14 protein-coding genes are annotated in these 19,750 nt (G+C 44.5%); all 14 read right to left on the reverse strand.

Annotated elements, in window-relative coordinates; genetic code table 11:
• Window positions 1-204 precede the first annotated feature (204 nt).
• Window positions 205-2,676 (reverse strand): hypothetical protein, encoded by a 2,472-nt coding sequence (locus tag J2X05_RS03385; protein WP_310068624.1) that lies wholly within the window; start codon window positions 2,674-2,676, stop codon window positions 205-207.
• A gap of 13 nt (window positions 2,677-2,689) precedes the next feature.
• A complete protein-coding gene (locus J2X05_RS03390) occupies window positions 2,690-5,245 on the reverse strand; it encodes an acyltransferase family protein (protein ID WP_310068626.1) in 2,556 nt (851 codons plus the stop codon).
• 121 nt (window positions 5,246-5,366) lie between these two features.
• Window positions 5,367-6,071, reverse strand: coding sequence for a nucleotidyltransferase family protein (locus J2X05_RS03395; protein ID WP_310068629.1), 705 nt, complete (start codon window positions 6,069-6,071; stop codon window positions 5,367-5,369).
• A 1-nt stretch (window position 6,072) separates the two neighbouring features.
• A complete protein-coding gene (locus J2X05_RS03400) occupies window positions 6,073-6,657 on the reverse strand; it encodes a D-sedoheptulose-7-phosphate isomerase (protein WP_310068634.1) in 585 nt (194 codons plus the stop codon).
• Complete coding sequence (locus J2X05_RS03405) at window positions 6,654-7,703, reverse strand: GHMP family kinase ATP-binding protein (protein ID WP_310068637.1); 1,050 nt, start codon at window positions 7,701-7,703, stop codon at window positions 6,654-6,656. Before J2X05_RS03405 ends, J2X05_RS03400 begins: the two co-directional genes overlap by 4 nt.
• Window positions 7,703-11,410: a glycosyltransferase gene (locus J2X05_RS03410; RefSeq protein ID WP_310068640.1), complete on the reverse strand. Its 3,708-nt coding sequence runs from the start codon at window positions 11,408-11,410 to the stop codon at window positions 7,703-7,705. The genes J2X05_RS03405 and J2X05_RS03410 overlap by 1 nt, the downstream gene beginning before the upstream one ends.
• A 40-nt stretch (window positions 11,411-11,450) precedes the next feature.
• Window positions 11,451-12,506 (reverse strand): dTDP-glucose 4,6-dehydratase, encoded by a 1,056-nt coding sequence (gene rfbB / locus J2X05_RS03415; RefSeq protein ID WP_310068641.1) that lies wholly within the window; start codon window positions 12,504-12,506, stop codon window positions 11,451-11,453.
• 60 nt (window positions 12,507-12,566) lie between these two features.
• Window positions 12,567-13,481 (reverse strand): dTDP-4-dehydrorhamnose reductase, encoded by a 915-nt coding sequence (gene rfbD, locus J2X05_RS03420; RefSeq protein WP_310068644.1) that lies wholly within the window; start codon window positions 13,479-13,481, stop codon window positions 12,567-12,569.
• Window positions 13,478-14,026, reverse strand: coding sequence for a dTDP-4-dehydrorhamnose 3,5-epimerase (rfbC, locus tag J2X05_RS03425; protein WP_310068647.1), 549 nt, complete (start codon window positions 14,024-14,026; stop codon window positions 13,478-13,480). The genes rfbD and rfbC overlap by 4 nt, the downstream gene beginning before the upstream one ends.
• Window positions 14,026-14,937 carry a glucose-1-phosphate thymidylyltransferase RfbA gene (gene rfbA, locus J2X05_RS03430; RefSeq protein ID WP_374725244.1) on the reverse strand — a complete coding sequence of 304 codons (912 nt, stop codon included), beginning with the start codon at window positions 14,935-14,937 and terminating at the stop codon, window positions 14,026-14,028. Before rfbA ends, rfbC begins: the two co-directional genes overlap by 1 nt.
• Before the next feature lie 86 nt (window positions 14,938-15,023).
• Entirely contained in the window at window positions 15,024-15,797 is a 774-nt protein-coding gene (locus J2X05_RS03435; protein WP_310068649.1) for a sulfotransferase family protein, read from the reverse strand.
• A gap of 16 nt (window positions 15,798-15,813) precedes the next feature.
• On the reverse strand, window positions 15,814-17,205 hold the full coding sequence (locus J2X05_RS03440; RefSeq protein WP_310068652.1) for an ABC transporter ATP-binding protein: 1,392 nt from the start codon (window positions 17,203-17,205) through the stop codon (window positions 15,814-15,816).
• The gene (locus J2X05_RS03445) at window positions 17,195-18,013 is read right to left on the reverse strand and encodes an ABC transporter permease (protein WP_310068655.1); all 819 of its coding nucleotides are present in this window, start codon (window positions 18,011-18,013) and stop codon (window positions 17,195-17,197) included. The genes J2X05_RS03440 and J2X05_RS03445 overlap by 11 nt, the downstream gene beginning before the upstream one ends.
• 180 nt (window positions 18,014-18,193) lie before the next feature.
• Complete coding sequence (locus J2X05_RS03450) at window positions 18,194-19,591, reverse strand: hypothetical protein (RefSeq protein WP_310068658.1); 1,398 nt, start codon at window positions 19,589-19,591, stop codon at window positions 18,194-18,196.
• Window positions 19,592-19,750: the final 159 nt, after the last annotated feature.

Raw genomic sequence — 19,750 nt, forward strand, 5'->3', positions numbered from 1 at the left:
GCCTGACTTGAACTATTGGCTTTTGCTATTTCTATAACTGAATACAAAATCGCTCAAAAAAGTCCACACTACGCTGATATACGCGCAGGAACTCTCAGCTATGCGGTACCGCATCTCGATCTTTCTACATGTATCAATAAAATGAAGCAGCTATTTGCAGAACAGTCTTTTATAATGAAAATTCTACATGCACGACTGCTACTATTAATACGCATGCAATGATAATTTGTTAACCCTAATTGGCTGCTCAGCGCGTAGCGACAAAGCAACAGCAGATTCTCTCGTTCCAACTGGGATTAATCCTGTCTCTGTGTAGGAGACAACACCGTCATGACAGTTGAGTAGTTTGTAATACACATGATCATTTCCAAAATCGATATGTGCGACAAATGAATCAGCTACTGCCTCGCAACTGAACTCCACTGAATATTTAAAAGCGGTGAATGCACTGAGACTAATCGATTTGCTGAGCACATCCTGCTTACCGATCTTGATTGACTGATCCTCGATCTGCGGCGCTCCTGCTACTCTGAAATCAACCAAAGAGGTGAATTTGCTGTAGGAAAAAATTTCTTTGTAGTTAATTGGTGAGTCTGCAACCGTAAACGCAAGCATCTGACCGGCTTGGGCAACCGGCTTACCATACTTATTAAGCACTTCTCGCACTAAATTTCTTTGTGTATGAACAACGCTATAGGACTGCTTTTGATCCCAATAGACAAAATCGACGCTCCATCCCTTTAATGCATTGTAAACATCATCTGCATTTGTCCAACTATTGATAGCCTTTTTGTAGTCATTAGCATAAAAGGTGTTGTAAATGGGCTTACCAGTCAAATTCGCACCGAAAGACCGGTCAAGCGCAAACAACACTGTTGCATTCGATTTTATTGCATTAATTTCCCTATTGAGCTGTTGCTCTGGCAAATATTCTAGAATCGCTTGCTGTTGATTTTTCGCGCTTAAATACTGGAACGGCGAATTGAAAAAAACCCAACACACTCCAGGCATAAATACAAGATTGATTAGTGCAGTACCATAAAAACTAACTGTCAGCCATTTCCTATAAGCGCTATCTTTTTCCCCAAGCAGATATAGGACGCCCATAACCGCAACCAACAAGGGCATAGCAGCAAAAAAATACCGCAAATATTGGAGAGACAAAAAAATCGGTAAAAGATAGCAGAGAGCCATTACCACAATGGCACCCAAGTGCTTGATACGCAAAAAAATGATCGCCGCAAAGGCAATCGGTGCCAGTAAAAAATATTGGAATCCGCCAACAAAGTTATTTCCCGCCTCAAAAAACAACTTTGATTCAAAAAATAACCCATAAAATGATGAAAAATTAGCACCTTTAGCCCACCGAGGATCTTTGAAGTCATAAAGGTCAAAGAACGGTGATTCGAATATTGTATTGTATAGCGGAAAGACAGGATTTCCGGTAAAGATATAAGCGCGAATATAGGGAAGAAATGCGAGCGCAGCTGCGATTAATAAGCAAAAGAATATCTTTAGCCAATCTTTAGTATTCCATTTTTGATAACTTTTATGCAGCAAACACGCATAAATAACACCAATAAGTATCGCCCCTGCAATAGTAACTGCTGGCAACTTGGCCGAAAGCGCCAATGAACCAACAAAAAGAGCCGCTACCGCAGTATTGAGGCGAAAATTATCAAGCAGATCAATTAATAATGCGCAGGAAGTGCACAGTAATAGCGCCAAAAAAAGGTCCGTTTGCAAACCAACTAAAGTAAATGCAACTAATGGAGTAGTTAAAAAAAGTACCGTTAGTGCCAATTTTTCGTTGCGGGCAATATCAATCCAGTGCAGTAGTTTAAAAATAGAACCCAGCAGCAACAAAAGCAACAATACATTTAATGCACCCTTAGCATCACCACCTGATAGCAGAGATAATACTCCATGAATAGCTGCAAAGGTGTTGGGTGCAGCGGACCACACTTGAGTAGCAGGATCAACGGAGAAAAATGCTTTGGCACTTAGCTGTGTCCATAATGCAAGATGCACTGAATTTTCATCAGCATTTACGTTAGGAAAGAGAACATAGGCGGCAAGATAGGTAAAAATAAGCACAAAAGCGAAGAAGCTTTTACGACCTACCAACTGCAACTCCGTGTTTATACATACAAGCTGCGCTTGTACAGCAATGAATATAGAGCTCCTTAATCGCCACGAATACAGCACAAATATAATTGGCAAAGAAAAAATGGCAATATACGCAAACTGATAATGCACTGGTTCCAACAACAGAGAAGTAACCAAGAGAGTGTAGATAGTTGCACCAAAAATAATGGCGAGGACAAACTGCGGTCGCTCACTGTCAATACCCAACCAATGGCTAAATAGGAGCCCAAGACAAACACAGGATAACAGCACGAAAATTGCCGCCAACACCTGCATTAAACCCGCAACAACAAGTAAGAAAAGAAACGAGCAGGCCAATAGAGCCAAATTTTGTTTACTGGGCAAAAACCAGCGAATAAAACCGAATACTGCAAAACTGATACATAAATATCCCAGCAAATATCTGGACGCACTACCGCTCCAGGTTCCACTCAAATCGTGTGGACTCAATGCCAAACAGGCGGCTACTACTAAAAATGCCCCAAAGGGCGCAGCCTTAATTAAGACTTCCCAATAATGCTTTAACACTCCAATCACCGCCCTATTCTTTCTTTGAATTTATAGCTACCAAATTACCCTGGTCGTCAAATTGCCACTCCTGATCGTAGGCAACAGTAGCCTTATCAGATTCTTTAATATAATTTACCAGATCAATTTTTATCCCAACCTTATCAGGAAAGTCTTTTGGCACCACAAAATAATATTCCGCTTTATTGCCACCGGCAAAGGATCGCAGAGATTCAGGGAATGCAAAGGGGTGGAAAGGAGCGCTGATTCCAGTAACAAGAACAGTAATATTTTTATCCAGCGGAACTAACTGCGCGGTCGCTTTGGTAAAACCAGCGAGCAAATTCATCTGCACCTTTTCCATCGCAAGTACCCAAGTATTTCGTGTGCCTTGATATTTTTTTATGCTGGTAAGTGGGCTCAACAATGTAAAAATAACTATGACCCAGAAGATTTTTTTTGAATGGCCGTATTCTTGAGCTATTTTTACCGCAAAAAATAGCACAGCAAAACACACATACAATCCGTTAAACGAGTAACCCTCGTAGTGGTGGAACGGTAATAACGCATTGGGTAGCCAAGCTAGAAGCGCGAACACGAGACAGATTAAAAAGCTGCGTACCCATAATTTATCTTTATAGGTTTTATAAATTTGGAACAGGATTAAACCAAAAACAATAACAAGAAGAGGCGTGACTCCTTCGCGGGCATAGCGCGCCATTTCTTTTGCCAAGCTCAAAATACTAATATCGATGTGATACGCCGAACCCTGTTCTGCACTGAGGTTAACAAATACCGAATTGGTTTTAAAATTCACTAGTGCCGAAACTATACCGCCACAAAATACTGCGACTCCGGGAAGAATAGCCTTCAGCCAATTTTGCTTAACGTAATAAATAAACCAGCAAAATGTTACAAAACCAATTGATAAGGCATAAGTCTCCTTCATCAACATGGCGCCGGTAGTCAACACAAATAGCACTGAAAACGCAGCAAACTTACTGCGATCAATAAACTCTAGCAGTGCGATAAAACCTATAAGCAGAAGGAGATATGAGAGCTGCGAACCTATATCTTGCGAATAGAAGGTATAAAAATACGGCTGGGTGAATAACAAATAACAATAGAGGGCAAAGAATAAATAAAACCGCCAATCTATAACTAAAGCTAACAAACGTTTAAACAGTAACGCAGTCAGCGCACAGTTGAGGAACACCATAGCCACCAACCAAGCGACGCTGCCCGCATGGCCAAAATATCCGCCAAATTTTAACGCCCACATCAGCAATGGCCGTGGCCAGTTTAGAAGACTGGTAAAACTGTAATACTCACCAGGGGCATTGGCGAACGCAGCGGGTATATAAAAATCTGAGTGATGAAATGAAAGCGGATCAAAATAGCCCGGGAAAATAAAATACAAGGAAACAAAATACACCAGCCAGGCAATAGCTATTAAGCCGACCAACCTGAGCGCGCCCTTACCTGTTATCGATTCGATGCATCGCGCTAACCAATTTTCGGTTTTCAACTTCAATATGCCGGACTCTTTTTCCTGTGCGAGAAAATTTTTGACCAATAGCATCGAAGGCTTTTCAATGTAGTACCAGGAAAGTATGCCTGCGATAAGTGCGATAATGGCGGCAACTATTTGATTGAATAACACCCCTTGTTGGGGAAAAAGATGACCCAGACATTGCTGGATCAAAAAACCATATATATAAACACCGTAGGACGGATCAGCTGGAATTTTTAATTTTTCAACTACCGCTTTGCGTGAACCTAAATAGAGGCAACAATAGAAAAAGCATAAATAAAAGAGTACCAGCTTCAAGCTGGTGGCCCAGAGCAACGCGGTTAATAGAACAAGTGCCAGAGCACCCTGTTTATGAATCACAATCAGGTTTTGATTGGTCGCAAACAGTGCCCCCAATGCAAAGCATCCTGGTAATAAATGCGCTTCTTTATTACCAGCAAAAACCGGAGTCAAGAACTCTGGCATAAAGAAAGAGAGAAATACCACACCCAACAAGACCAAATTCGCCAGCCACTGAATCCGCCAAATCCCCAACCCATAGACTGCGGCCAAAAATAAATAGCAAACCACTTCTAAAGGCAGAGTCCAGAGCGATCCATTGAGACCATATTTGCTGTCCGCAAAAACACCAGGCAAACGCCATTCCAATTGGTATAAGAGCGTATTATTAATTAAATAATTCCAGGTCTGACTGTTAGCAAAATATTCAGGCAAAGACAGGGTGGTAAACCAGAGGCCGATAATAAATACCGAAATACACAAACAAACAAACAACCCCGGCAGAATCCGCGCCGCACGTTTTATAATAAATTCCCCCACATGTGGCCGGGAGAGAAAACTCGCGGTTACCAATAAACCACTGAGCATGAAAAAAAACTTTACCGCGAGGGAACCGGAATAATCAAAGCGCAACAGACTCGCTACAAAATCGCTATTGACCACGTTAGGTACATGCACAAGCCCCGACGCGTGACCATAGATCACCAACAGGGCGGCGATCAGACGAAACAAATCGAAATTATTATTTCTCGGATTGAGTACCTGGTTTAACAACATGTATGCGCTGCTCGACAGTGTTCAGAATTTATGGTGGCCCGGCTCATCCATTTGGCGTGCTACGCCTGTTCACATCGGCAGCAAGCGCAGGTGTATGATGCTGCACCGCAAGCCAACAGGGTTACTGCTTTATAAAAGAGGGGATTAAGGTTTGTGCACTTAAGAAATCGTCTTTAATGCCTATATCAATAAAAAAATCACCCGATGCTTGCGCGTACAGGTTGTTACCAACCAGGTGTTGGATAACACTCACCTCAAATGAAAAAGGTGTTGCTATCGCAATGGCATCAAATAGATTGGCAGGGACATCGTAAATACCTGCATTAATGTAACCGGGATCTGCTGATAACTTTTCACCAAAACGTGTAACCAATCGGGTTTTTTCATCAAAGGCAATGGCGCCATAGCGGCCGGCATTATCGACATGTTTTACTGCAATACCCACCGAACCGGGATGGTTAACTGTGAGCACACGCAGCGCACCAAGATCAGTCGCACACAGGGTATCGCCATTTAACACAAACACTCGCGCTTGAATTGCTTTGGTCAATGCATATTGAATAGCCCCACCGGTACCCAATGGCTCGGTCTCTTCTGCGTAAACAATGTCAGCGCCTTGGTATTCATCGCCAAAATAATCACGAATTGTTTGGGCCTTATAGCCGACCGATAAAATAAAACGATTAACACCTATTTGAATTAAGTAATCCAACTGCCAGGCCAGAAAAGGTTTACCGGCAATCGGCGCCATGGGCTTTGGCAAATCGGGTACAGCTTCGCGTAAACGCGTACCAAAACCCCCCGCTAGAATAATGGCTTCGTACACGTTATTCGTTTCTCGGGAACATGGCAGCTTCAACCAAGCCGCAGATGATGTGGCCAATAGCAATATGACCCTCTTGAATTTTTGGCGTTTCTTTTGATGGCATACGTAAAGTGATATCACACATATCAGCCATTTTTCCGCCCATTACGCCCGTGAATCCGATGGTCGTTAATTGCAATTTGTGCGCTTCCTCAAAGGCCGCAATCACATTTGCCGAATTACCTGACGTAGAGATGCCGATAAACACATCACCTTCCCGCCCTAAGGCTTGCACTTGCCGGGAAAACAGGCGCTCGTAACCATAATCGTTACCAATCGCAGTGAGGATTGACGTATCAGTTGTTAATGCGATAGCGGCGAGACCAGGACGATCATAATGAAAGCGGCTGACAAATTCGCCCGCGATATGTTGTGCATCAGCAGCTGAGCCACCATTACCCGCAATTAATACCTTGCCGCCATTGCGCAATGTAGCAACAATAGTTTCGGCTGATTGAACAACCTGATTCAGTAGCGCTTTATCCGCTTGAATATCAGCAATCAGCGTTGCCAGTTTTGATAATTCTTTTTCAATAAAATGAATCATATTACTCTCCAAGAGTGTGCACCCTGTTCAACAAAAACTGCTGTCATCACTTGTCCATTAAAACCATTCAGGGCACGGATAACATTGGGACGTTTGGCAGGATCAACTAAAAACATCATAAAACCACCACCACCGGCACCCGATACTTTTCCGGCAACCGCGCCCGAGGCGATGGCAGCGTTATAAATAATATCGATATCCGTGTTGCTAATCGTCGAGGCCATTTTCTTTTTGGCCTCCCAGGAGGAGCGCAAAGATGCAGCGAGGTTTTCAAAATCCCCCTGCAAAATAGCCTCCTTCATTTTTTGCGCTTCAGCTTTTACTGCTTGCAATGCTGCCATGGCTTGATCATTGCGGCCGACTACATTATTAGTTTGCTCTTTAATAATATTGGCTGACTCGCGCGATACACCGGTATAAAAAAGTACCAGTGATGATTCAAGCTCAGCGCGATGATCGGTTTTAATCCGCAGTGGATTGACGATCACACGGTCGTGATAAAACTCCATAAAATTAAATCCGCCAAATGCGGCGGCATATTGATCTTGTTTGCCACCTGCCAGATTTAAATCAACACGTTCGATCTCATAAGCAAGTTTGGCAATATCGTATTCACCCAGTGGCAAGGCAAGATATTCAACAAACGCCTGCACCATCGCTACCACCATGGTAGACGACGAGCCAAGACCAGAACCGGGTGGCGCTTCACTGTGAGTAACCAATGACACTGGTATAGCTTTGCCATCGAGAAATTCACGCACAATGCGATTATAAACCCCGGCATGCAGCTCCAGTTTTTTGCCCGCGTCAATTACAGGTACGGCAGCCCCCTGCCAACGCGCCTCAATATCAGCAGCAACAAATTCAACGCCGCTGTCGTTGTAGCTGAGCGTCGCGTAAGCATATTTGTCGATAGTGGCATTGAGAACGTAACCACCGAATTCATCTGAATAAGGTGATACATCGGTGCCACCACCTGCGAGACCCAGACGCAGCGGTGCACGCGCCCTGACTTTGCCATAAAGTTTATCCAAATTTAAACGCATTAGAGTTTGCCTTCGCCGGAAAATGAAATTTTAAGCGATTGTCGAAGCATGCTGCTCATCGCGGCCTCAGAAAAATGTTTTTCTACAAACAGGGCGCCATTATTGGAGCTGCTACGCCACTGAATATCGTCATTCAAGATTTCACACACATGCGCGGCAAATTCTGTAGCGCCTGATGCAACCGGCGTAACCTCAGCCAATCCCTCCAATCCCTGTGCCCCAATATCAGTGGTCACTAGAGGGGTACCATAAGCCATAGCCTCAATCACCTTATTTTTTATACCGGCACCATAACGCAAGGGCACAACCGCGACACGCGCACTCAAGTAATGCGCCAGTAATTGTTCGTCCGTCACATAGCCAGTGACAATCACTTTATCCGATGCCAGGGCTTTGACCTCATCAGAAGGATTGGAGCCAATCAGATATACTTCGACATCTTCAATACGGCTTTTGATTTCGGGCAAAATTTCTTTCACAAACCACTTTGCCGCATCCGTATTGGGTGGATGACCGAAGCCGGCGACAAAAATAATCCGATTGATGTTGATAGGATCACGCTGCAGATAATTGGAAGCCTGCGGATAAATATAAGGCGATATAGTCTGCGCTGTAACAGTAGGATACTGGGCATGGATAAAACCGGTCTCCTCATCCGATGGGTACAACACCATATCCACCGCGTGCCAAATTTTACTTTCCATTTGCAAACAATCGTCAGCTTCTTTTAATAGACGATTATTACCCGTGACCTGAGCTTCATTTTGCATACGCGCAAAATGCAGATCATGACCGTAGTAAGCAACATGGATCTCGGGAAATTTTTTGAGCGAATCCAAATAATTAATTGCGATATGCGGCCGACTCAACAGTACCTGAGTCACCTGCCCTTCTGCTGAACTAATCCAGTCTTCAAACTTACCGACATAATCACTGCCATAAATAACCTCCACACCCAACTGCTGCAATTGCGGTGTGTATTCGGGATCAAACCACAAATTATCTGGCCAGAATTTCACATTGCAATTCATGTTTAGCAAGGTTTGGATAAATGCCACCATGGTGCGCGAGCCTGCATCACGATCCGGGCGCGGCACATAGTGATCGACAATGACAATGCAGGGCTTAGCCAGGGATTTATCGCGCGCAGCAAATACCCGCTGGGCATTCTCTGGATGTTGGCTCAATACACTTTGCCATTTTTCAAAAAATTTCTTCTGGTTTTCCAATTGATACGACTTGATGCCGCCACCATGCACATCGGTGCCATTGGATACTCCCTCGTAATGGACAATTACTGATGCCGGCTGGTAGTAAAGTTTTAATCCAGCGGCACGCACCTTGAAGGCCAAATCCGAATCTTCACAATATGCAGGCACATAGCGCTCATCAAACAATCCCAACTCAACAAACAGTTTTTTCTTGATCAGCAGGGAAGCGCCAGAAGAATAGTCAACCTCTTTCAAATAATTAAATTGTGGTTGGGATGGATCCTGAATACGGCCGTAATTCCACGCGGAACCATCGCGCCATAAAATACCACCAGCTTCTTGCAAGCGCCCATCGGGATACACCAGCTTTGATCCCACCATGCCGCAATCAGAATGACTCGCAAACACTTCCAACAATTTATCCAACCATCCCTCGGTCACTTCAGTATCGTTATTCAGCAAATAGATATATTCACCCTTGGCCAGCGACACCGAGCGATTGCACGAACGGATAAACCCGAGGTTGTGTGGATTGACCTCGTAACGCAGCCCCTGCACCTGCTGCAAACAATGAATCTCATGATCGGGGGAATGATCCTCCATCACAATCACTTCAATTGTTGCTTTCGGTTTATGACGTGCAATAGATGCCAAACAGGTGAGCGTCACCGGTAAATTGCCGTAGCTAGGAATAACCACTGACACCAAGGGGGCCGATGATACGGGCAAGACCAAGCTATTTAGTACCGATTGAATGTCATCGGGGGCAATAACACCCTGAATGGCAACCGCAGGTAAGTTCGGCTTGCCGCTGCGACGCCACATTTCATAGTGCACCACACCTTCAAACATCGAACCGGCAATGCGATAAATACAACCTGCCAAGGCATTTTTAATATGCGAATTTAACGGCAAGCGGTGGTATGTATTGCGCGCGAAGCGCTGCAAACGCGGCTTAAGCGATGTGATAACCGAGCCGGTCTCGCCACGCAACAGGCGTCCGACAACACGCAAGGGGCGAGTGATTTTCCACGAGCGCGAATTGATGACCCGTTTGTAATCCGATTGTAAGTCCTTCAGTTGATACTCCAGATTTTTATTAACAGAAATTTGCGAATCTAAATGTTGGATTTGTAAATCCAGTTTTTGTTGCGTGATAAGTAGTTGCTCGTTTGTATCCTGCAAGCGTTGATGTAACTGACTGTTTTTATCGTTCAGCTGTGAAATATTTTCTTGCGCCGATATTATGTCTTCACGCAAACGAGATTCACTGCTGCGCATAACCGCTAACTGCTGATCCAAAGATTTGGCCCATTGGGTTCGTTCCTCCACTTGCTGCTCAAGATCTTTTGCCCAGCGGGTTCGCTCTTCAGCCTGCAATTCGAGCGATTTAGCCCATCGGGTTCTTTCCTCAATCTGCTGTTCGAGGTTGATTGCCCAGCGCGTACGTTCATCCACCTGCTCTTCTAAGGATTTTGCCCAGAGTGTACGCACCTCCACCTGTTCCTCTAAAGATTTAGCCCATTCGGTTCTTTCATTAACTTGCTGCTCTAATGACCTTGCCCACTGCGTGCGCTCTTCAATCAGCTGCTTTAAACCGGAAACGTTTTCATTGGCATAAACATAATCTATCGCGGCTTTTTCAATTTGATCGAGCAATAAAAACTCTTCATCCAATTGTTGTTTTTGCGCGAAATACAATTCATTAAAACGGGCAATCGCCGGTTGATTATCTACCAACAGCAAACCATGGCTTATGTCATAAGCGGAAATCACAGCAGGTGGGCATTGCCAATCATGTTTTAAATCAAGAGCTGAAAAAGTGGTATGGCGTAAATTATCGTCCAGGAACTCTTCAACAAAGCGAGCAGCCAAATCTGGTTGAATGTTCAGGTTCAGTTGCTGTGCAAGGTACTCCAGTTGCGCTTCCGGCGACTCCATTAGCTGATCATAATCAAGTGCAACAAGCGACGTAGATAAGTGCTGGGTGAGTATCGCCATATTATAACTCAGCCAGAGTAGATAGCCCTTGCGTATGGGGGTTTTATTACGTTTTAGAATTGAATTGGCAACACTCAATGGATGACGCAAGCAAAGCACATATTGGGTTTCACATTCCAGCAATGCAAATACCTTCACCCAAAATTTTAACAATTTAGAAACACGCGGATCCTTAAAGCCGAACAGCTCATGCCCAACCATTTTTGCACGCAATAAATCTGCGGCCTTTTCTAAATAGCCTGCATTAACTAATTGCTCCACCTGAGCATCTGTCACCAGCGATAGACTGAACCAGTCCTGCCCAATTACATCAAGCATTTCGATATTCAAATCATTAATAGATTTGTCTTCAAAAAAACCTTTTGGGTTGTCTTTTCCTGCTGGCAATAAATCATCGCCTAGACTTACACCCATGCAGGCCAATGCATTCATCACAGCACTGGTGCCACTACGATGCATGCCTACAACAACAATTAGTTTTCTGGTTTTATTCACAGACCATCTCTAATTAAATAACATTAATTCTATTTTCTGCTCAAACAGTTTCCATAACATTTTTCTGATTATGCAGAAGCCATTGAATAGTTTTGACAATTCCTGTCTCAAAACTTTCCTGCGGGTGATAACCAAGCTGGGCATGACACTTACTTGGATCAATCGCATAGCGTCGGTCATGTCCAGGGCGATCTTTAACAAAGGTAATTAAGTTTTTTGCGAGGCCGCCTGATGCACAAGGTGTATTGGGATAAGCCGCCAGTAACTGCGGCTCTGCCAGTAAAGCGGCATCAACTTGGTCACAAATTAAATTCACTATATCAATGTTGCGCCACTCATTTTCACCACCCACATTGTAAACCTCACCCACAACACCTTTAGTCAGAATCAAATCAATAGCACGGCAGTGATCTTCAACATATAACCAATCACGAATATTTTTGCCATCACCATAAATCGGCAAAGATTTACCCAATAAAATATTTTGGATAATAAGCGGAATTAATTTTTCACTGTCTTGATAAGGCCCATAATTATTGGAGCAATTACTGGTGGTAACCTTTAACCCATAGGTATGGTGATAGGCGCGCACCAGATGATCTGAAGCAGCTTTGGACGCTGAGTAAGGCGAATTGGGAGCAAAGGGTGTCGATTCAGTAAATGCGGGCGCATCCGCCTCAAGTGAACCATAGACTTCATCGGTAGAGACGTGGTGAAAGTGGTGCTCAGTAATACCTGCGTCCAACCAATACTTTTTGGCTGCTTTGAGTAAGTTATGCGTACCCAAAATATTGGTTTGGATAAACGCATCAGGCCCATCAATAGACCGATCCACATGCGACTCGGCAGCGAAATGCACAACACAGTTGATCATATAATTGCTAAATAATTTTTCTACTAGCGCTTTGTCACCAATATCACCCTGAATAAACACAAGCCCGTTATTTTTTTCAAGTGATGCCAAATGCTCACGATGCCCAGCGTAAGTCAAAAGATCTAAAACGACTAACTTGTCATCGGGATACCGTGTAGCCCAGTAATGGCAAAAATTACTGCCAATAAACCCGGCACCGCCGGTGATCAGAATATTTTTCATAGGTTTCAGTATTAAGTGCCGTTCGTATTAAAAAATGATTAGGTTAGTCCACTATACCTGTTATATCTGTTGTTTTTTGTAGGCAGCCAACATAGAGGCTACAGCGCTCTGCCAGTGACAGGGAGATATGCCTAAAATGCTCCAAGTGATTTGTTTATCTAACACACTATAAAATGGGCGCTGCGCAGGTGTTGGATAATCGCTGGTAGCAATAGGTTTCACATGGGGAACCTTTTCCAGCAGTCCCACCGCTTTAGCTTCGGCGAAAATTGCCACTGCAAAGTCATACCAACTGGCAACACCTGCATCGGAACAATGAAATATTTTTTGCGTGGGGCGCTGCACCAACAATTGCCATATCATTTGTGCAAGATGGATCGCATAGGTAGGTGTGCCGACTTGATCAGCGACCACACCCAAAGTTTCCCGCTCTGCAGCTAACCGCAACATGGTTTTCACAAAATTGGCACCATGTTCACAATAGACCCAACCGGTGCGAACGATATAGCTCGTGGAGCAATTCTCCAAGGCAGCAAGCTCGCCAGCAAGCTTGGTCTGTGCGTAGACACCAAGTGGATTAGTTTTGTCGTCTGGCTGATATGGCGACGATTTTTTCCCATCAAAAACAAAATCGGTAGAGACTTGAATGAGTGGAATTTTTTTCTGCTCGCACCATTGCGCAATAACACTTACCGCAGTGGCATTAATGCACTGCGCCAACTCTTGATTTGCTTCAGCTTTATCAACCGCCGTATAGGCTGCAGCGTTGATAATGGCGTCAGGCTGATAGGTATCCAATCTTGCCAGCAAAGATTCTGGTTGCGCCAAATCAAATTCTGTACGCGCAACAGGAATTAATTGCAGGAGCATTTTTCCTGCACCGATAACAGCGGGCGCTGTTTTTTGTAGTGCGTAACCCAACTGGCCGTTAGCACCGGTAATCAATACTTTCATGTGCTTATCGCTCAGGCTCATGCAAACACCTCAGCCTGAACCAGTGGCAACGCCGCCTGATCCTTTGCTGACAAAACTGGCGCACTGATTTCGCCGAGCGGCCATTCAATTCCCAGAGCCGGATCATTCCACAAAAGTGATCTATCGTGTTCGGGCGCATAATATTCTGTGCATTTATAATTAAATTCAGCGTGTTCGCTGAGCACTAAAAAACCATGCGCAAAACCAGGTGGTATCCAAAAAATATTTTTGTTTTGGGCTGATAAATAGACACCGACTGACTGACCAAAAGTCGGCGAGCTTTTGCGCAAATCAACAGCCACGTCGTAAACTTCACCCGCTGTCACACGTACGAGCTTCCCCTGCGGATTTTTTATCTGATAATGCAGGCCACGCAACACACCGCGCGCTGACGAGCTGTGATTATCTTGCACAAAGTGAGCGTTGATATCGCGCTCGCTAAACCAGCTTGCGCGAAACGTTTCCATAAAAAAGCCGCGCTCATCACCAAACACTTTCGGCTTAAATAAGAGCACATCGGGAATCGCTGTTACTATTACTTCCATTAAAACACCCGGTCTTCAAGAATATTCATCAAGTACTCACCGTAACCGCTTTTGAGCAAGGGCTTTGCGAGATTGATTAACTGGTCTTTGTCGATATATCCCATGCGAAACGCGATTTCTTCCGGGCATGCCACTTTTAAACCCTGACGCTTTTCGATAGTTTGGATAAATTGGCTGGCGGCGAGCAAATTATCGTGCGTACCCGTATCCAACCAAGCGGCGCCGCGCCCAAGCAGTTCAACCGTTAATTCACCTAACTCCAAATATTTTTTATTGACGTCGGTAATTTCCAATTCACCACGCGCAGATGGCTTAATGGATTTTGCGATGTCGATGACACGGTTATCGTAAAAATACAAACCAGTGACGGCATATTTGGATTTTGGTTTGTGCGGTTTTTCTTCAATCGACAACACAGTGCCATCATCGGCAAATTCCACTACGCCGTAAGCACGCGCATCATCGACGTGATAGCCAAAAACGGTGGCGCCCGCTGTGCGCGCATCGGCCTTTTGTAAAAATGATGAAAAATCGTGGGAGTAATAAATGTTATCGCCCAATACCAGCGCGCAATTATCTGTACCGATAAATTCTTCGCCAATGATGAACGCCTGCGCGAGGCCATCGGGTGAAGGTTGTTCAGCGTAGGAAATCGTCAAGCCCCAATCAGCACCGTCTCCAAGCAATTCGCGGTAGGTAGGAAGATCGCGCGGCGTGGAAATAATTAATATATCGCGAATACCTGCCAACATCAGGGTGGTAAGTGGATAATAAATCATCGGCTTGTCGTAAATAGGCACGATTTGTTTACTGATCGCTTTGGTGAGGGGATACAAACGTGTTCCCGAGCCACCAGCGAGCACTATACCTTTGCGACGCGGCAGCTTTGTATTGAGGGTGTCTTGCGACATAGATTCAAACCTTTTGAAAAACTATTACCCTTAGTCAGGCAATACTAACAGGGGTGCCATACAGCTCCCCTCCACAAGGACTGGGATTATCGCAGCCATGGCCAGTTGGGGCTATAGCCCATGTCGCTTAATAGACTTTTTAAGCGGCGATTAGCAAAACGATACCAACATCCCAGCAACCAACGGCACATTGGATAGCGAGCTCTATCATAATCACCGCTAAATACCCGCTCGGATGCGGGCAGATCCACTACCGGAACGCCAAGAAAATCATAGACTCGCACCAGCGTCTGGTCGTGCTGGCCGATAAGCTCGCTATTGTCTATAACCAATATCTGGCTATCGGGGAAGTAGCGACGCAAGTGCTCCAACTGCTCAACATACTCACCCCTGGTACGATAGGAATGGCAGCGGCGTGCCCCCAAAGGTGCGCGCGACTTATCGCGAAGCAGGCGCGCGCCTTCCAACAAGAGAGCAAGCCATAGTGGGCGGGCCTCGTTATTGCGTACAAACTCCATTGCATATTGAGAAAGCGCGCGCTCAACCGGATCGCGCAGCAACACAATAACTTTTAGTTGCGGGTTGTAGCGTTTTATTTCAGGAATGATTTCCTGCCAAGCGATATAGATCGGTGTCGCCTCACCGAGAATGAGACGCTGCTCCATGCCCAAAAAATAGGGCTGATAGCGCTCGTTTATCTCCGCCACAGACCATGCAGGATCAAAGTCAGGCGCATCAAAGAGATGCACCTCTTTTGTTGTCGCCATGCCGATATCGGGATGCTGCGCCAAAAAATGGCTAAGGGCAGTGGTGCCGCCTTTTTGCACACCGATAATCATAAAGCCTAATGGCAAGGGCATTCGATATCTCAATTTTTTATTTGGCGCCTTGGTTAAACACCAAGGTGGGACGAATTTTAAAATCAACCATTCCCGTCATTATTGATGCGCTTTCCGGTAGAACCCTAAAACTCACCGCATCCACTAATCGATGCAGGTACGACATTACACCTGCCACTTCACCGGAAACACCTGCGTTTAAAAAGTAGACGCCGGGAGCCAATGCACATTCAAAATCAAATGAAACACTATAGCTATCACCCGCGTTGACAAACCTCACAGTCGACAGCATATCCTTAGCTGTTGTAGCGCCTCCAAGTTCAAAACCACTTACTGTCTTGATTAACATTCCAAATCTTACGGATGCGAAAGCCCGTTCAAATGAAACATTAAAACGGTAAGTGTAACGACCACCAATCACCAAATTATTAACGCGCCCGACATTATCAAGAACAATATGCGGATCCGTGATACTGGCACCATTACTCGCGTATTCTACAAGGCTGGTGGACACCAATCCCGGATCATAACTCTCCCTTATTGCAATAGTTTTCGCGGTTAAATTAATATCATCACACGCTTTATTGTTAGCGGGTTTAGCTGCGCCTGCATCAAGGGTCTCTAAATCTCGCAAAATATTTGCACGAATTTCCTCCCTTGCGACACCCGTGCTAAACATAAGTTTCTGATAGAGGCCTACAATTTTTTTGGGTTCGCCGCTTAAAAGTAATTCACCACCATCTATTAAGATGGCACGATCGCATAAGCCTACTACTGTAGCTCCTGAGTGAGACACAAATAATATTGTTGCACCACGGGCTTTAATTTCTTCGATTTTAGAAAAACATTTGCGTTGAAATAACTCATCTCCAACTGCCAAGGCTTCATCCACAATCAATATGTCCGGGTTTACATTGATCGCCACAGAGAATGCCAACCGTACGACCATCCCGCTTGAATAGGTTTTTATAGGCTGATGGATAAATTCTCCAATATCAGCAAACTGAAGAATATCATCTAACTTATTATTTATTTCCTCACGAGAAATTCCCATCAAAGCCGCATTGAGATAAACATTTTCCAGACCCGTGTAATCAACATTGAAGCCAGCACCAAGCTCTAGCAGCGCAGCAATCCGCCCATTGATTTCTACATTACCTCGCGTGGGAAATAGTGTGCCGCAAATAATTTGAAGCAGTGTGGATTTTCCCGCTCCATTGCGCCCCACTATACCAACTGTCTCACCTTTTCTTACCACAAAGGACACACCATGCAATGCACGAAAGCTTTTATAATATTGCTTGGTTTGCAGTCGAAATAGATTTTGTATACCTGGATATAGGAACTGCTTTAACCTGTCTGCCGGGTTTTCATATATCTGGTAATCCTTACCAATATTTTCTACCTTGATGGAAATATCAGATGACATCAGCAAAACCCTTTCTTGTTTTTTGAAACCAGGCATATCCGATAAAACAAGACAGAATAGATAAGCCATAAGCTTTTATAAGCTCCATCCAATCCGGGAGTTTACCCAGGATTATTACTTCTCTGGACTGCTCGATAATCAGCGTTAACGGATTTACGTTCATCCATTCCTGATAATTTTCAGGTAGTGAAGAAACCGGATAAAACACTGGAGATAAAAATAATAGTGCCGTCACCAGAAATCCTATTCCTTGTGAAATATCGCGCAGAAATACGCCAAGAGAGGCCAAAATGAAACCAAAACCAATGCAATAAAAGAAGAGGGGAAGCAAAATAATAGGGGCAAAAATACACGTCCAATTAATATAAGCCTTGGTGCATAAAAAAACGACCAGCAGCGCAGCTAATGCAATTAATGCATGAGTAAAAGCCGCTATTGCGTTTACCAAAGGCAAAATTTCCAAGGGGAAAATAATTTTTTTTACATAATTTGGATTATTAAGAATTAGGCCCGTAGATTTGAGCAGCGATTCTGCCAGCATTCCATGAACCACAATACCAACAAACATTACCAAGGCAAAATCCAGCTTATCCCCTCCCACTCCCGCACCCCAGCGCGCCTTGAATACAACAGAAAACACGAAGGTATAAACCAGGAGTAATAGCAGCGGATTGATAATGGCCCACATAAAACCTAAATAGGATCCTTTGTATTTACCTTTTATCTCGCGCTCGGATAACGTAATAACCAGCGAAATATTTTTTATGACCACGTTTATATAAGATGAAAAAAACAATGCTGTCTTCATAGACATATTTTTACCAAACACCATGACGGAGAAATCAATTATGCCTTCATTATACCCTCTTGGGGTATCTGGCGACTTTGTATTCCGTACCAAAAACATCACCCATAAAAAAAGGCACCCGAAGGTGCCTTTTTTTATTTGCAGAAAAGTCTATTTAACTAGACGAAACTGCTAACTAACTTAGTTACCACCAAACTTCTTACCGTCTGTTTGCAGGATGATGGTATTTTGAGCGCCATCAGCATTGGTGGTTTGGAACAGTACATCAATTTTGCCCATTGGAGCAGCGATGTTCAGAGTTGCAGCACCTTTCTTAGATACAGAAGCTGGATCAACTTGGAACAGATCAACAGAGCTCAACACAGTTTGCTTGCCAGCTGGCAGGCTGATGGTGCTAGCGCCAGTAGTGGTCAGAGCAAAACCAGTAGTCTGTACGTCAGCAATCAGGTCGCTGATGGTCAGAGGTACTGCGTTGGTGCCACGGTTGATGATGATGATTTTTTGGTTGAATGCTGGGTTAATGTTCACGAATGGAACCTTAACGCTGGTGCCATTGCGAGCAATGTTACCAACTACGCCAGAACCATCAACTGGGTTGAACAAACCAGTAGCCAACTTCACGTAATCAACGCTAGCAGTGTACTCACCAGGAATAATGGTAGTAGAACCGTCAACAGTTACAGAGAAGTCGTAAGCAGTGTTGATGCTGAAGTCAGTAACAACACAATCACCGCCATCTTCCAAAGAACCGGTGTCAGAATCGATAGCACAGCCATCCAACTCGAAATCACCGAAGCTCAGATCACCAGCAACAACCAAGTCTGATGCAGAGTCAACTACGTCAGTCAAAGCAGTAATGGTAGAGCTGTCTGGAAGCAATACAGTGGTATCAACTACGAACTCAACAGAACCCAAAGTCTCAGACAGACTAGCAGCCAAGAATTCGGTGAAGTCTTCAGCCACTTCTGCAGTTGCGGTAGTGCCAGCAGTGAATACTGATGACAGAGCGTTAACTACGGTAATTGCGTTAGCGTAGGTAGAGGTTGCCAATTGGTTAGCAGCAACTTGGTTCACAGCAGATGCTGGAGTGTCGTATGCAGCGTATTTAGCACTTACACCAGCAGAAGTGCTGATTTCCAGATCAGCAATAGCCAATGCCAAAACATCGTCTTGATCGATAGGACCGGCAACTGGGTCAGCGTCAGCAGTGATTTGGAAAATCACGTATGACTGGCCAGCAGCGCCGCCAGATTGTACTTGTACGCTTGGCGCGTTAACTGGGCCAGTAACAGTCAAGTCACCAGCACTAACAGCGTTTACGAAAGCGCCGTTGGTCAAGTCAAAACGAACGTAGATTTGGTTAGCAGCAGAAACACCTGAACCGATTTCAGCAGTCACGTCCAGATTACCACCAGCAGCAGCAACAGTTAACATGCCAGCATCTTCGTTGGCATCAACTACGGCTTCTTTAGCGAATTTTACAGCACCAGTATCTGCATCCAGATTGATCTGAGCAAAAGCTGGGACGGAAATAAAAGCAGCAGCGATAGCAGCGCTTAAAAGTTTCTTGGAAACCATATGGTTTAACTCCTATTTCATGAATTTATAATCAACGTTGATTTTGATTGGTCTTGGTTCCTTGGGTCTGCAAGAGCAATCCCACGATTTAAAGACCGCCCAAGGATATACCGCATCAAACCCATAGATCAAGCCTAAGTTATTAAAAGCAAAGCCTGT

Source organism: Cellvibrio fibrivorans (assembly GCF_031457055.1).
In the GTDB taxonomy this organism is placed as follows: Bacteria; Pseudomonadota; Gammaproteobacteria; order Pseudomonadales; family Cellvibrionaceae; genus Cellvibrio; species Cellvibrio fibrivorans.